Here is a 14,119-nt window from a genome sequence, read left to right on the forward strand (position 1 = left end):
ATTCGTGAAAAATTAGATCCCCGACTTCTCGAAGAAGTCGGGGATCTGGACATCGGGCATTTTCACAACTCATTTAGGATTGCTATAGTTTTGACCTCTCTCCTTTTAGGATAGAGGCTTTGAATCTTACTCCCCAACAAAGGGCTGGGGGTTAGGTCTGTATTCCATGCAATTGGGAACCGCTATATTCTTGAAAATTTGGATAGTTTTTGGGATTTCCTTCATTGATTGTTATGTGATTTACCAACTTTTACGAACATTTTGGAACTAAAGTTGGTAAATTATGGATTAGTTGAGCTAATTCTTCCCCAGACAACTATGCCATTGGATTTATCGCCTCTTTGGATATCACTCAAAACTTCATTACTTGCCACATTTATTACCTTCTTCTTGGGTATGGCTGCTGCCTACTGGATGCTGGGATATCGTGGCAAAGGTAAATCGTTGATTGAGGGTATCTTTATTGCGCCTCTGATTTTGCCTCCCACAGTTGTCGGTTTCTTGTTGCTGCTATTTTTTGGCAAAAATGGCCCTGTAGGGAAACTCATGCAGGCTTTTGATTTCACCATCGTCTTTACTTGGTATGGTGCAGCGATCGCAGCCACAGTAGTTTCTTTCCCTTTAATGTATAAAACTGCACTGGGAGCCTTTGAACAGATAGATGGTAATCTGCTGCGAGTAGCTAGAACCCTTGGTGCAACTGAAGCCACAATCTTTTGGCGCATCAGTTTCCCCTTAGCGCTACCCGGCATTGTAGCTGCCACAATGCTCGCTTTTGCCCGTGCTTTGGGAGAATTTGGTGCGACATTGATGCTGGCTGGTAACATTCCCGGACAAACACAGACAATCCCAATGGCGATTTATTTTGCTGTGGAAGCGGGAGCGATGAATGAAGCGTGGTTTTGGGCGATCGCTATTATGGTGATTTCCCTGTCTGGAATTATTGGGGTTAACTTCTGGCAAGAATTGAGGGAAAAGAGGAGGGGAGCAGGGAGCAGGGAGACGGGAACGGGGGGAGAAATTGTTTATACTCCGCACTCTAGCTTTGAATCTGGTGGATTATTTATTAACATTGAAAAAATACTTCCTAGCTTTCACTTAAAAGTTGCTTTCACTACTGATGAGCAACCTTTGGGATTATTGGGGGGTTCTGGAGCAGGTAAGAGCATGATTTTGCGCTGCCTTGCGGGGATAGAAACGCCCACAATCGGGCGCATAGTTTTAAATGACAGAGTTCTGTTTGACTCAGAAAAAGGAATTAATTTACCCAGCCGCGATCGCCGCATCGGTTTTTTAGTGCAAAATTATGCTCTCTTTCCGCACATGAGTGTGGCGCAAAATATTGCTTTCGGCTTGCCCAAAAACTTATCTGCTGGGAGTATTCGGGTGCAGGTAGAGGAGCAACTAATAGCGATGCAGTTGCAAGGATTAGGCGATCGCTATCCGCACCAACTCTCAGGGGGTCAACAACAACGGGTAGCCTTGGCAAGAGCATTAGCAAGTCAACCGGAAGCGCTGCTTTTAGATGAGCCGTTTTCGGCACTTGATACCCATTTACGTAGTCAATTAGAGCAGCAAATGACAGAAACTCTAGCTGGCTACCAAGGTGTGACTCTATTTGTCACCCATAATATGGAAGAAGCTTATCGAATTTGCCCGAATCTGTTGGTATTGGAGCATGGTAGAGCCGTTCACTATGGCAGCAAACATGATATTTTTCAGCATCCTACTACCGTTAGTGTTGCCCAACTAACTGGATGCAAAAACTTCTCCCGTGCTGTTCTCCAGTCATCGCAACAGGTGGAAGCGACTGATTGGGGTTGTACTCTTCAAGTAATTGAACCAATCAAGAGCGAATTATCCCACGTCGGCATTCGTGCCCATCAATTCATTTTTACCAACGACTCATCACAGGAAAACACCTTTCCCTGCTGGGTAGTACGAACCAGTGAAACGCCTCATCGAATGACGTTGTTTCTTAAACTACATTCGGCTGGCAAGAATTCTCAAGATTACCATCTGCAAGCTGAAGTCTTTAAAGAAAAATGGGCGACTATAAAAGACCAGCCTTTTCCTTGGTATGTGCGTTTAGATCCTCTGCGCTTGATTTTGATGGAGTGAACGCAGAGATATATGGGACGCGGGAAATTTTTAAAGAATATTACTTCAAGCGCCCAGACCCAAAGAGTCTGAGCGCTTGAATATTAGGTTGCAGAGAAACTTCTGCTAGTTAGAGGAATTAAGCAGGCATCATGTGCATACTTCTGCAAGACTCTGCACACTTGCGGCAAGCAGCAGCACATTCCATCATTTTTGGGTCATCGCTCATCATCTCACAGGCCATTGCAGTGCGATCGCACATTTCGGCACAAAGCATACAAGTGCGTTCCATGAACTCAGAACCGCTCATCATCATATTCATGCACATCATGCACATTTCAGAGCAATCGCGCATCATGCTCATCATGCTCATCATGCTTTTGTCCATCTGCTTACCACCTTTGCTCATGCAGTAAGTCATGGTTTCCATGCACATTTTGTGACAGTCCATACAAGCATCCATACAGGCTTGCATTTCGGTAGTCATGGTTTCAGTCATCATCATCATCATCATAGGAAATACCTCTTGATTTTTTGATGCATTAAATATTGTCCTTTCAAGGACTACTCATAACATTAGTCTTATCCTTTTAAAGAGTCAATGGGGTTTTTAATTCAGAATTTCTAAGCCTACTATCCCGATATAATTACCGGGAAATCAAATTGAATCTACACTAGTTTGGTGTTGTTTTTTTGAGTATTGCTATGCATTAAGGATTAGAAACACCCATTTCAAAGTGTGGTTTTCTTAAGTAAGTCAACTTTCCATTGGGGATCAAAAGTTATAGTTAAATCTGGATCAAAAATAATGTCATTTTTTTTAACAAACGCCTAAACAAAGCATTTGTAAATTTATATTAAACCAGGGTTTATTAACTTATGCTAACTGGAAGATAGGCACACTTAAAAATTCGTAATTCCTAATAGGATTTTAGACCCTACATAAAACAAAGTTACCTCTGAGGGTAGGGGTAACAAACCCTATACTTAATTAAGAGAAATCAAGCTTACAACGCGGAATAAAAATCGGTTTTCTCCATACCCCATGCCCAATACCAATTTTCAAGCTAGAGCATTTTCTAAATCAGCTTGCAAATCTTGCTGATGTTCAATTCCTACCGAAAGACGGACTAAATTATCCTTGATTCCCCGCTGAAGTCGTTCTGCTTCTGGTAGAGAACCGTGAGTCATTTTCGTAGGATAGCAAAGTAGTGATTCCACACCACCCAAACTTTCAGCCAGCAAAAATAACTTGAGTCGGGAAGCGAATCTTTCAACCTCAGCAAAACCGCCTTTTAATTCCAAACTAATCATCCCCCCAAAGCCAGACATTTGCTCTTTTGCTAATTTATGTTGTTCATGACTGGATAACCCTGGATAATAAATACGCTCAATTTTGGGATGCTTTTCTAAAAATTCAGCTAAAAATAAAGCGTTTTTTTCATGTTCTCGCATTCTCACAGCCAGAGTTTTAATTCCTCGCAGCACCAACCAGCTATCAAAAGGACTAGGAATCGCCCCGATCGCATTTTGATAAAACTTCAGTTCGGTGTATAGTTGCTCGTTAGATGTGATAACTGCGCCACCAATAATATCGCTGTGTCCGCCTAGATATTTGGTAGTGCTATGAACCACAATGTCAGCACCTAAATCTAACGGCGTTTGAAAATAAGGACTAGCAAAAGTATTATCAACTACTAAGATGATATTATTTCTACGGGCAATATTTGCTAGTGTGGCAATATCAATAATTTTTAACAGAGGGTTAGTAGGGGTTTCAATCCAAATCAGCTTCGTGTTTGGTTGAATGGCAGTTTCAAAATCAGCGATGTTATCAATATCTACATAGCAAGTTGTAACACCCCAATTTTTTACAACTTTTTCTAGCAAACGATAAGTTCCACCATACAAATCATCACCAGCAACAATGTGATCGCCATTTTTGAGTAGACTTAATACTGTGGTAGTTGCAGCCAAGCCAGAGGCAAATGCCAAACCAAATTTTCCATTTTCAATAGAAGCTAAAGCCTCTTCTAAAGCTGTGCGGGTGGGGTTTCCCGTGCGAGAATACTCATATCCTTTATGTTTACCGATGGATTCTTGTTCATAAGTAGAAGTCAAATAAATGGGGACAATAACAGCACCTGTTTGTGGGTCTGATTGCTGACCTTCATGAATTGCTCTAGTCTCAAATTCCATAATTTCTCCTTGATTATTCTTGGTTTTGACTAATCCAATATCTGATTAAATCGGCTCTGGTAATTAAGCCAATAGGAACATCATGCCGCTTAATAATAATCCCGGTGCTTCCTGATAACAGCACTCGATAAGCTTCAGAAATATCTACTTCTTCATCGAGAATCGGTAGGGGTTTCCCCATAACTGCGGAAACTTCCTGGTTAGAAAAGTTGATGCCATCATGGAGAAATTTCATTAAAGAGGCTTCATTGACGCTTCCTACTACATGCTTATTATCAATCACAGGTAGCTGTGAAATATTCAGCTTTTGTAGGTAGTTTGTGGCTTGATTCAAGGTATCACGGGGACTGACAGCAACTAGAGAAGGAAAATCTTTTTTTTGAGCAAGAATTTCACCAACTTTGATACTTTTTACTGTTGTACCTTCCCAAAAACCATTTTCCTGCATCCAGGCATCGGAGTAGATTTTATTAATGTAGTTTCTTCCCGTATCTGGTAATAGGGTTACAATATACTTCGGCTCTGTTAATCTGGCTGCATACTTGAGCGCTGCGGCTACTGCTGTACCACAAGAACCTCCTACTAATAAACCTTCTTCTCGTGCTAAACGACGAGCCATATTAAAAGATTCTTTATCGCTAACCCGAACCATTTCATCAACTAATTGACGATTAAATGTCTTGGGAATAAAGTCTTCACCAATTCCCTCAACTTTGTAAGATTTTGGGGTGTCGCCAGAAAGAATTGAACCCTCTGGATCTGCACCAACAATTACTATATTTGGATTTTGCTCTTTCAGATATTTGGCAACTCCTGAAATTGTACCACCTGTGCCCATACCTGCAACGAAAACATCAATTTTACCATTACTATCTGACCAGATTTCTGGGCCTGTAGTTAAGTAATGTGCTAAAGGATTATTCGGATTTTCAAATTGATTTGGTCTATAGGCTCCCGGTATTTCTTTGGCGAGTCTTTCCGCTACACCGTTATAACTTTCTGGCGAGTCAGGCGGTACAGATGTGGGAGTAACAACTACTTCAGCACCGTAAGCTTTGAGTAGATTGATTTTATCCTGGCTCATTTTATCAGGCATGACGAAAATACAGCGATACTTTTTTACTGCTGCAATTAATGCTAGTCCCACACCAGTATTACCTGCGGTGGCTTCAATAATTGTGCCGCCTGGTTGCAGTTGACCTGTTTTTTCTGCGGCTTCAATCATCGTGAGGGCAATTCTATCTTTGGTACTCCCGCCAGGATTGAGATATTCTACTTTGGCATAAATACTTGAGTGAATGTCTTCGGTAATTTTGTTTAGTCTGACTAATGGAGTTCTACCAATTGCTTGTAAAATGTTTTCGTAAGTAGCCATATAGCAGTCCTAAATTATTTTTAAAACCATTTATTTCTTCTCTTCATGTTCTACTCTTTGGGAAGATAAGAGAATAAATGAATGTTAAGATGTTGGTTGTAGAGTTGATTGCAATTTGAGTAAGCGATCGCTAGCTATTTTTAATGTCTCAAGTCTTTTGCTAAAACAAAATCTGATCAATGAATGTCCCTTTTCTGGTTGGCTGAAAAAGCTGGAACTGGGAACTACGGCCATTTACGAATCGCTCCTGTCAATTCGGGGTTTGCCAAAATGTAGCCTGATATTTTTTGGCGCATAATCTTACTCACCCCTATACCTCCGTATTGCAGTTATGCGGAAATTTCTGTAAATCCAATATAAACCATAATATTGATAGATTTATCGTAGTATACTCAAATTCCAGATCCAGAGGGAAAGAGCCGGAGTAGGGGAGCAGGGAGCAGGGGGAGAATAAAAAATTATCTCTTTCTCCTCTGCTCCTAGCTTTGTGCCCCTCTGCCTCTTTTCAATGCCCAATGCCCAATGCCCTTAATATATCTATATACTGAATTATTGAGATTAATAGTCAATTATTGAAGGTACTGATCCAGAATCATCATGAAATCTTTGCACCGTCCCGATCTGTATAGCTGGTCTAATTTCAATCCGGCAAGAAATATTGATTTCAATGGGATTGCCTGGATTCGCCCAGATGGCAACATCTTGATTGACCCAGTAGCCCTATCAAACCATGATTGGAATCATCTGAAATCCCTCGGTGGTGTGGTTTGGATTGTGCTGACAAATTCTGAGCATGTCAGGGCAAGTAAAGAAATTGCCGATCAAACATACGCTAAGATAGCCGGCCCTCTGGCAGAAAAAGACAATTTTCCTATACATTGCGATCGCTGGCTGTCTGATGGTGAAGAATTTGTCCCAGGACTGGAGGTGATTGAACTCCACGGTTCTAAAACTCCCGGTGAATTGGCTCTGTTGCTGGAGGAGACAACTTTAATTACAGGGGATTTAGTCCGGGCACGCAAAGCAGGGAGCTTAACGATTTTACCAGATGACAAGCTGCTGAATCGAGAAGAGGCTGTTGCTTCTGTGCAGAGGTTGGCTCAACTGAGTCGGGTAGAAGCAGTGCTGGTGGGCGATGGTTGGCCAGTTTTCCGCGATGGACGCGATCGCTTGCAAGAACTTGCAGCAACGCTGTAAATGGGTGAGGGCGATTGGTCATATAAAAGACCTCTCCCTGGTTTTACTAAGCAAAACCTGTCCCTCTCCGAGTCGGAGAGGGACAGACTTGAACTAAAGTTCAAGGCAGGGAGAGGTCTGGCAAAATAACGTTGTTCTAAGTGCTGATGACACTATCGATAATTTGTTATCAATATATTGACAGTTAATAACTTGACCGACTAGCTAAATCAAGAGGGGAAGGATGAACAGTCGCCGCGTTGTCATTGTTGGCGCTGGATTCGGTGGGTTGCAAGCTGCCCAATCTTTAGCTAATTCTGGTGCAGATGTATTATTAATTGATCGCAACAACTATCACACCTTTGTACCGTTGTTGTATCAAGTTGCCACGGGTCAATTGGAACCTGAGTACATTGCTTACCCTATCCGCACGATATTACGGCGATTCTCTTTCCGGCGAAATAAGTCTAAGGTTCAGTTTTTGATGGCTGAAGTTGAGCAAATTGATTTTTCAGGGCAAACTGTTGAAACAGATAGTTGTTCAATCACCTATGACTTTCTTGTACTTGCAACTGGAAGCCAAACCCAGTTTTTAGAAGTTCCTGGAGCTTTAGAATATGCTTTCTCAATGAGAACATTAGAAGAAGCAATAGCAATCCGAAATCAAATTTTCTCTTGTTTTGAGGGAGCTATCCAGGAATCTGATTCATCACGACGCCAACAACTGCTGACATTTACCATCGTCGGTGGTGGGGCGACGGGTGTTGAGGTTGCAGGTGCTTTCATTGAAATGCTTCGAGGCCACTTACGTCGAGATTATCCGACACTTTTTCAGCAAGTGAGGTTGATTCTCGTCCAATCTGGCGATCGCTTATTGGCTGATTTGCCAAAGAAGTTGGGAGCTTACACCTACAAACGATTACATCAGCTAGGAGTGGAAGTTTATCTGCAAACAAAAGTGACTAGAGTGACTTTTGAATCTTTACATCTGCAAAACGATGAGGTAATTCCAACTGCAACCGTCATTTGGACTGCGGGGTTAGAGGCGAATTATCCGACAACATCTGAGGAAGTATCTTCAGCAAAGAAGGGAAAGTTACTTGTCCATCCCACCCTACAATTGCTAGAGCAACCCAATATTTATGCCATTGGGGATCTAGCATATATGGAACAGAACGGTAAACCATTAACTGGGGTTGCACCAGAAGCACTTCAGCAGGGTGTTGCTGTAGCTCGAAATATTCAGCGGCAATTTCAAGGTAAATCACCAGAGCCTTTTAGCTATTTCAACAAGGGAAGATTAGCAATTATTGGCTGTTATTCAGGTGTGGGAAAAATTGGTGCATTTGCCTTTACAGGATGCTTGGCTTGGCTGATGTGGCTAGGAGTTCATTTAGTATATCTTCCTGGCTATCGTAGTCGTTTGCTAGTATTACTTACTTGGCTTCACACTTACTTATTCAGCGATCGCTCAGTTCGCTTAATTCTGTCTATGAAAGAACGTTAGTTCTCAAAACCCCTAAGTGCTTCCCAATTTCTGCAATTGAAATCAATTACAGTTGGCGTACCATAGTTGGAGTTCAGGCAATGAATGAAAATAGAAATTACATTAGTCTCAAATCAAAGGATGTTGCCATAGCCTATTTATTGCTGCGAATTCTCATCGGTGTGAATTACTTTAATCACGGATTCACTCGCATTTTTAACATCCCTGGATTCGCTGAAGATACTGTCAAACAACTAGCAAATTCTTATTTCCCAGAATTTCTGGTGAGAATCAATTCTTACCTAGTGCCCCCTGTAGAGTTAATTGTAGGCGTGTTAATCACACTTGGGTTAGCAACCAGAAGTGCTTTAATTGTCACCTTTGCCTTGATGATCATTCTGAAATTGGGGGTGACATCAATACAAAACTGGAGTGCAGCTACTTCCATGCTTTCTTACGGGATTGTGCTGTTTATTTTGCTTGCAGGTAGCAGCTTTAATATTTACTCCCTTGATCACTGGAGAAGAAAGAAACAAAACCTTGCAGACTCAGGAGCGGATCGTCAACAAGGTAGGGTCAACTTTTTTAGGAATAACTTTTGGGTAAAACATCGGCGACAGAATCGTTTACCCAATCATAGTAATTTCAGATAAATAAATACTAGTAAATCAGTGGGGTAGCGCAGCTAGCTGTGCTACCCCACTAGTAAATTGTGGTTGAAATAGATGCAAAGGCTTTCAGAAGAAAATCAAACAACACCGTATGATGGTAGTTAGTAGCATTTATGTCTGATACTTTCTTTTTTGCCTTAAAAGAATATCAGGTAAGCCACCTCCTGATTCCATAACGGCAGAATGTGGAAGCTTTCACTGATTAACCTAGTTGGAGAACACTGATGTCGAAGGAAAGAAAAAGTAATAAAGAAGTTAAAAAACCTAAAAAAGATCCCAAAGACAAAAAGGAGAAACCAGACACAAACAAATAGGACAATTTAGGTTAGTAGGTGTGATGTCTACGAGAGACTACACCTACGCAACTTATCAAGCAGGAGTAAATTTCAGCGAAACACCGTTCATACAGTAGCGCTTACCAGTGGGTGCAGGGCCATCATCAAAAACATGGCCTAGATGACCACCACAACGACTACAATGCACTTCAGTTCTGCTCATAAACAACGACCTATCTACAGTAGTAGCGATCGCACCTTCAATCGGGTTGAAAAAGCTAGGCCAGCCAGTACCACTATTAAATTTGGTATCAGATGTAAACAGTGGTTGTTCACATGCAGCACAATAATAAGTCCCATTGTCGTATTCCTTATCCAATGGGCTAGTGTGAGCGCGTTCAGTCCCATGTTTACGCAATACGTTAAACTGTTCTGGCGTTAAAATCGTCCGCCACTCTTCTTCAGGTTTAGTAATTTCAAATCCACTCTTAGAAGTTGTCATCGCTTCTGACCCCCAATTGATATACCTTGATAACAATGCTGTGCCGACTATGACTGCACTAGCCTGTAAAAAATACCGTTTGTCCATATATCTATTATTTTCTATTTTCCGGTTCACTGGCCAATCAACTCCAGTACGGAATTCCCTACATAAATGACTATAGTTAGCGATCGCCCTGAATTAGCCCTGATAAACTCATTAAAATTAGCTAAGAAACAACAAAATATTGTCCAATCGAGTTGCGGAACTTTTATTTCCCCATCTGCCTTTAGAGAATCTACCCGTAGTGGAGAAGCAACACGTCTTGAGTCCATTTGGCGAGATTGTGGCAAATGAAGATTTTCCTCAGCAACACAAACAGAAAGCTACATCCATATCCTAGTAAAGTTTAGGGTATTGGGAAGTGGGCATTAGGCATTGAAAATTCTTCTCTAGTCCTTAATCCCCATGCCCCTCAAGAGTGCTGAGTCAGGAGTGCTGTTAGCGGTAGCGGGGCGTTTAGCCCGTGCTGAGTGAGGAATCTCACTTTTTACTCAGAACTCAGAACTCGGAACTCGGAACTGTTTTGCCCCATGCCCATTAATAGGAGTTTAATTGAATGGCAAATATTTTAGCGATCGCAGGTAGTCCAACCCATCCATCTAGAACCTATGGTTTGGTCGAATACACTGCCAAACTTTTACAACAAGAAGGCTTGCATGTAGACATTATTTCAGTTCGGGATTTACCTGCTGAAGATTTAGTTTTTGGACGATACGACAGCCCTGCTTTGGAACAGCCAAAAGCTTTATTAGCAAAGGCAGATGGTGTGATTATTGCCACTCCAATTTACAAAGCTGCTTATACAGGAGTGTTAAAAACATTTCTAGATTTGCTGCCACAAAAATCATTGACAGGTAAACCCGTGTTACCAATTGCTTTGGGTGGAACGATCGCTCATTTATTGGCAATTGAATATGCTCTGAAACCCGTCTTATCTGAATTAGGAGCGCGGCATATTCTAGCTACAGTTTATGCAGTAGACAAACAAATTCAACGACAAACTGATAATAGCGTCCTGTTAGATGAGGAAATTGACCAAAGACTCAAAGACGTTCTCAAGGAATTTGTTAAAGCTGTAGAATATGATGCCGCTGCGCCTCAAGAATTGGTTCATGCCAATTAAATAATCAAGTTTATACCTCCGTTTGCTTGTAGCAGAGGGGTAATTTTTACCCATCTGTTACTTTTTTTTAAAAGTTAATCATAACAATATAAATTTATTCCCAATAATTACACTTTTATAGCAATATTCATAAGCGTTAAAATTGCAGACTGCGGTAAAAAGTTTATTGGAAATGAGTAGCGATCGCTTGAAAAAGAACCCTGCTTTTATTTGGTTAGCTGCGATCGCTCCCTAAATTGAAGCCACCGTGTAATGGTAATACGCTTTTTTGGTCAGGTTAGCCAGTAAATTAGAAGTAGGGCGTAAAAAAATAAACTCAATGAAAGCGATGTCTAACGACAGGCCGCAAGGCGTCTGCGCTTCTGAACTTGCATCTATCGTCGGTGAAGAAAATGCTATTTGTCTTTGGGAAAATATTGAACTCGGTCAGCAAAAAGGTATTCAACAGGCTATAGCTTCTGGAAAGCTTCCCAGTTGTATCGTCTATCCCCGCAGCCAAGAACAGCTAGCCGCAGTCATTGCCACTGCTTACACAAACAACTGGCGCATTCTCCCCTGTGGTAGTGGCAGTAAACTTAGCTGGGGTGGTTTAGTTAAAGGCGTTGATGTTGTAGTTAGTACAGAACGCATCAACAAACTGATTGAACACGCCGTTGGCGATTTAACTGTCACTGTAGAAGCTGGGATGAAGTTCTCCGATTTGCAAGCACTTTTGGCAAAATCGCGGCAATTTCTTGCCCTTGACCCCACAGCACCAGAGTCGGCAACTATTGGCGGTATTGTTGCCACAGGTGATACAGGTTCTCTACGGCAACGCTATGGTAGTGTGCGCGACCAATTACTAGGTATTACCTTTGTCCGTGCTGATGGGCAAATTGCCAAAGCTGGGGGAAGAGTAGTCAAAAATGTTGCCGGATATGACTTGATGAAGTTGCTTACGGGGTCTTATGGCACATTAGGCTTTATTAGTCAACTAACTTTTCGTCTGTATCCGCTAGCAGAAGCATCGGGAACAGTGGTACTAACTGGGAAAGCTGAGGCTGTATCCCAAGCGGCTGATATCCTTCGAGGTTCGGCGTTAACACCAGTTCAAGCTGATTTGCTATCAACTAAATTGGTATCTAGTTTAGGTTTGGGTCAAGGATTGGGATTAATTGCCCGCTTTCAAAGTATTAGTGAGAGTGTTAAAGAACAGTCAAACCGAGTTTTGGAAGTAGGGCAAAAGTTAGGTTTAAATGGGGCAATTTTTGCAGATGGTGATGAAGCTAATCTATGGCAGAGATTGCAAGAACGAATACATACTACTGCTACAGAATCTCTAATTACCTGCAAAATAGGAGTGTTGCCTACTGCTGCTGTAGAGATTTTGAATCAGGTGGAGTGGGGTTTAATTCATATTAGTAGTGGTTTAGGTTTGTTACAATTAGAGAGTAAAAATCAGGTTTTGAAAATCCGCGACGAGTTATACTCTGCTGGAAGCGATCGCACTCAAGACTCTAGAGGTTTTTTAACAATTTTGTCAGCACCAATGGCGGTTAAAGAACAAATAGATGTTTGGGGTTATACGGGAAATGCTTTGCCGTTGATGCGCCGTATTAAGGAACAGTTTGATAGTAAGAATATTTTAAGTCCTGGTCGGTTTGTAGGTGGTATTTAAGAAACAAACCACAGAGACGCTAAGGACGCTGAAATAGAGAGGGGAAAAATAGTTATGCAAGTTTCAGAAAATTCTGTTAATAATACGGCTAGTTTAAAGAATTTGAAGGGCTTTGATGAAAGTCATCCGCCTGACCCAAAGTTAATTGATAGTTGTGTACATTGTGGGTTTTGTTTATCTACTTGTCCCAGTTATCGGGTGCTTGGTAAGGAGATGGATTCACCTAGAGGACGCATCTATTTAATGGATGCAATTAATGAAGGTGAAATTGCTCTAAATACGGCAACAGTAGAACATTTTGATTCTTGTTTGGGCTGTCTTGCTTGTGTGAGTACTTGTCCTTCTGGTGTACAGTATGATAAGTTGATTTCTGCAACTCGTCACCAAGTTGAACGAAATTATCCCCGCAGTTTGCCAGATCAATTTTTTCGTCAACTGATATTTTCTCTGTTTCCCTATCCCAACCTTTTACGGGTTTTATTAGTTCCGTTATTGGTTTATCAAAAGTTGGGGTTTGCCAAATTTTTTCGCGCTACAGGTATACTCAATAAAATATCGCCCCGTTTGGCAGCAATGGAATCAATTCTGCCAGAAATTACTCTCAAATCTTTTCAGGATAGTTTGCCTACTATTATTCGCGCCCAAGGTGAGAAGCGCTACCGAGTCGGGGTAATTTTGGGTTGCGTGCAGCGGCTATTTTTCTCGCCAGTCAATGAAGCAACGGTACGAGTTTTAACAGCGAATGGTTGTGAAGTTGTGATTCCCAAATCTCAAGGTTGTTGTGCGGCGCTTCCCGAACACCAAGGACAAACAGAACAGGCGAAAGCATTAGCAAGGCAGATGATTGATAGTTTTGCCAACACTAATGTTGATTTCGTAATTATCAATGCTGCTGGTTGTGGTCATACTTTAAAAGAATACGGTCATATTTTAGAAAGTGACCCAGAATATCGGGAAAAGGCAAAGGATTTTGCCGCGAAAGTTAAAGATGCTCAAGAGTTTTTGGCAACTGTTGGGTTAACAGCAAAACTTTCACCGCTGACTGATCAACCCTTAAATTTAGTTTATCAAGATGCTTGTCATTTATTGCATGGTCAAAAGATTAGCGTGCAACCGCGTCAGGTATTGCGGCAAATTCCAGGGGTGAAGTTGAGAGAACCAATAGATGCAGCTTTATGTTGTGGCAGTGCTGGGGTTTATAATATGCTGCAACCAGAAGTTTCTGAAGAATTGGGTAGGCAAAAAATAGAGAATTTGTTGAATACTGGTGCTGAGTTAATTGCTTCTGCTAATCCGGGGTGTACTTTGCAGATTACTAAGCATTTGCAGTTGCAAGGTAAGAAGATTTCAGTTATTCACCCGATGGAGTTGTTGGATTATTCGATTCGGGGTGAAAAGTTGAAATTGTAGATATTTCTTTCTTGTAGGGTGGGCATCTTGCCCGCCTTTGCTACGGGCGGGCGAGACGCCATTGGTGTCAAGTTAAGAAAATTAGAGTCTTGTCAAGTGGGTA

12 protein-coding genes are annotated in these 14,119 nt (G+C 41.5%); 8 read left to right on the forward strand and 4 right to left on the reverse strand.

Annotated features, from left to right (window positions below):
* The first annotated feature begins 318 nt into the window (after positions 1–318).
* A complete protein-coding gene (gene modB, locus ABF638_RS32945) occupies positions 319–2,121 on the forward strand; it encodes a molybdate ABC transporter permease subunit (protein ID WP_435027039.1) in 1,803 nt (600 codons plus the stop codon).
* 118 nt (positions 2,122–2,239) lie between these two features.
* Here modB and ABF638_RS32950 read toward each other — a convergent pair whose 3' ends face one another.
* The 3 genes from ABF638_RS32950 to ABF638_RS32960 form a co-directional block, all read right to left on the reverse strand.
* The gene (locus ABF638_RS32950) at positions 2,240–2,611 is read right to left on the reverse strand and encodes a four-helix bundle copper-binding protein (protein WP_435027040.1); all 372 of its coding nucleotides are present in this window, start codon (positions 2,609–2,611) and stop codon (positions 2,240–2,242) included.
* 551 nt (positions 2,612–3,162) lie between these two features.
* Complete coding sequence (locus ABF638_RS32955) at positions 3,163–4,299, reverse strand: cystathionine gamma-synthase (protein WP_435027029.1); 1,137 nt, start codon at positions 4,297–4,299, stop codon at positions 3,163–3,165.
* A 13-nt stretch (positions 4,300–4,312) separates the two neighbouring features.
* A complete protein-coding gene (locus ABF638_RS32960; RefSeq protein WP_435027030.1) occupies positions 4,313–5,674 on the reverse strand; it encodes a cystathionine beta-synthase in 1,362 nt (453 codons plus the stop codon).
* Positions 5,675–6,271: 597 nt separating this feature from the next.
* Between ABF638_RS32960 and ABF638_RS32965 the strand changes: the two genes are divergently transcribed.
* The 3 genes from ABF638_RS32965 (at position 6,272) to ABF638_RS32975 (ending at position 8,989) form a co-directional block, all read left to right on the forward strand.
* Entirely contained in the window at positions 6,272–6,871 is a 600-nt protein-coding gene (locus ABF638_RS32965; protein WP_435027031.1) for an MBL fold metallo-hydrolase, read from the forward strand.
* A gap of 223 nt (positions 6,872–7,094) precedes the next feature.
* Positions 7,095–8,357 carry an NAD(P)/FAD-dependent oxidoreductase gene (locus ABF638_RS32970; protein ID WP_435027032.1) on the forward strand — a complete coding sequence of 421 codons (1,263 nt, stop codon included), beginning with the start codon at positions 7,095–7,097 and terminating at the stop codon, positions 8,355–8,357.
* A gap of 80 nt (positions 8,358–8,437) precedes the next feature.
* On the forward strand, positions 8,438–8,989 hold the full coding sequence (locus tag ABF638_RS32975; RefSeq protein ID WP_435027033.1) for a DoxX family protein: 552 nt from the start codon (positions 8,438–8,440) through the stop codon (positions 8,987–8,989).
* 387 nt (positions 8,990–9,376) lie between these two features.
* Here the strand turns inward: ABF638_RS32975 and msrB are convergent, their stop codons facing one another.
* The gene (gene msrB / locus ABF638_RS32980) at positions 9,377–9,871 is read right to left on the reverse strand and encodes a peptide-methionine (R)-S-oxide reductase MsrB (RefSeq protein WP_435027034.1); all 495 of its coding nucleotides are present in this window, start codon (positions 9,869–9,871) and stop codon (positions 9,377–9,379) included.
* 66 nt (positions 9,872–9,937) lie between these two features.
* Here msrB and ABF638_RS32985 point away from each other — a divergent pair, with 66 nt between their 5' ends.
* The 4 genes from ABF638_RS32985 to ABF638_RS33000 all read left to right on the forward strand — a co-directional run bounded on the left by ABF638_RS32985 (position 9,938) and on the right by ABF638_RS33000 (position 14,016).
* Complete coding sequence (locus ABF638_RS32985) at positions 9,938–10,120, forward strand: hypothetical protein (protein WP_435027035.1); 183 nt, start codon at positions 9,938–9,940, stop codon at positions 10,118–10,120.
* Positions 10,121–10,382: 262 nt separating this feature from the next.
* Positions 10,383–10,949: an NADPH-dependent FMN reductase gene (gene ssuE, locus ABF638_RS32990; protein ID WP_435027036.1), complete on the forward strand. Its 567-nt coding sequence runs from the start codon at positions 10,383–10,385 to the stop codon at positions 10,947–10,949.
* A gap of 319 nt (positions 10,950–11,268) precedes the next feature.
* A complete protein-coding gene (locus ABF638_RS32995) occupies positions 11,269–12,606 on the forward strand; it encodes an FAD-binding oxidoreductase (RefSeq protein WP_435027037.1) in 1,338 nt (445 codons plus the stop codon).
* A 54-nt stretch (positions 12,607–12,660) separates the two neighbouring features.
* Positions 12,661–14,016, forward strand: coding sequence for a (Fe-S)-binding protein (locus tag ABF638_RS33000; protein WP_435027038.1), 1,356 nt, complete (start codon positions 12,661–12,663; stop codon positions 14,014–14,016).
* Positions 14,017–14,119: the final 103 nt, after the last annotated feature.

Origin of the sequence: Nostoc sp. CALU 1950 (assembly GCF_051172895.1) — a bacterium.
GTDB classification, from domain to species: Bacteria; Cyanobacteriota; Cyanobacteriia; order Cyanobacteriales; family Nostocaceae; genus Nostoc; species Nostoc edaphicum_A.